The 1644-nt window shown below is 53.8% G+C and carries 1 pseudogene; it reads left to right on the plus strand.

The annotated features are described in order from the left end of the window. Positions 1-20: 20 nt before the first annotated feature. Positions 21-1644: pseudogene (locus HWQ67_RS17925) on the plus strand (alpha-2-macroglobulin); the annotation flags it as partial.

Raw genomic sequence — 1644 nt, forward strand, 5'->3', positions numbered from 1 at the left:
TGTTGTCTGGTTGTGTGTTTTTGATTCCTGGTTCAACCTACGCGGCTGATCCTACTGCTGGTACGGTTGAGATGTTTTCTCCGGAGGGGACGGTTAAGAACGTAAGACAGGTCACGGTGCGGTTTTCCGAGCAGATGGTTCCATTTGGACAGCCCCGCCTTGACAACCCTTTTAAGGTTGAATGCGTCCAGAAGGGGGCAGGCCGATGGGTGGATGGCAAAAACTGGTCATACGACTTCGATAATGACCTCCCAGGGGGTGTGGTGTGCAAATTCACGCTAAAGCCTGAACTCAAGACACTAAGCGGCAGACCCATCGAAGGCAAACGGGACTTCTCCTTCTCCACCGGCGGACCGGTCATCGTAAAGATGCGACCCTACGAAGGCAACGAGCAAATCGATGAAAAACAGGTCTTCGTGCTCACGCTAAACACGGAGGCCGTTGAGGACAGTATCACCAAAAACGTCTACTGCGCCATCGACGGCATAAAGGAGCGAGTCGGGGTCAACATCCTAAAGGGACAAGAGCGCCTGGACTACATAAAAATAGCCTACGGTTACGGCGACAAAAAGAGCGCCAACCCAAAACTCGTCGCCCTGGCCTGCAAACGCACCTTCCCACCAAACACCATCGTAAAGCTCGTCTGGGGCAAAGACGTTAAGAACCTCAGCGGTGTCTCTAATGCCGCCGACCAGGTGCTGGCCTATAAGAGCAGGGCAGAGTTTACGGCTACATTTCACTGTATGCGAGAGAAGGCCGGCAGCGGATGTATCCCCATATCTAACATGCATCTGAATTTTTCGGCTCCCGTAAGCAGCGACCTGGCAAGAGGCATCGTGCTAAAGAGCAGCGACGGCAAGGTCATAAAAAACACACTCGCTGCCGAAAGCAAGGACGGCAAGGCCAACAAAGACGACTATGTCAGCTATGTAAACTTCGTGGGGCCTTTCCCTGAAAATACAAAGTATACACTCGAACTAAATGCCACTTTCAAGGACGACTCCGGCAGGGTGCTGTCCAATCAGGGCAAGTTCCCGCTTGCGGTGAGCACGGAAGGCTATCCGCCACTGGCGAAGTTTGCCTCACGCTTTGGGATCATAGAGCTTAAGACCGGGGCCATGTTACCCCTGACCGTCAGAAACATCGAACAAGAACTTAGGCTCTGGCTGAAAAAATCCGGCCAGGATATCCCCCCTCAACAAAAACCGCCGGAAACAAACGCAAACATCAACGGCAAGATTCATAGGGTCGTCCCGGACGATGATGAAGAGGTCATAAAGTGGCTAAACACCATCGCCTCTGCCAAGCGTGAAAAGCCCGCACTTAAGGCAGCCAAGGGGGTTGACGAACTCAGGATACCAAAACCGGAAGGGGCCAAGGCCTTTGAGGTCATCGGGATACCACTGAAAAAACCCGGCCTGTACATAGTCGAATTAGAGAGCGAGGTACTTGGTGCCTCACTGCTGGCCAAACCCGCCCCCATGTACGTCCCCACGGCAGCGCTGGTGACCAACATGGCGGCACACTTTAAGTGGGGACGCGAGTCATCCGTCGTGTGGGTGACATCCCTGGATGATGCCGCACCGGTCAAGGACGCCTCCGTTGTTATACGGGACTGTGCCGGCAAGGTCAAATGGACCGGTA

It is taken from the genome of Candidatus Magnetobacterium casense (genome assembly GCF_019173545.1).
GTDB classification, from domain to species: Bacteria; Nitrospirota; Thermodesulfovibrionia; order Thermodesulfovibrionales; family Magnetobacteriaceae; genus Magnetobacterium; species Magnetobacterium cryptolimnobacter.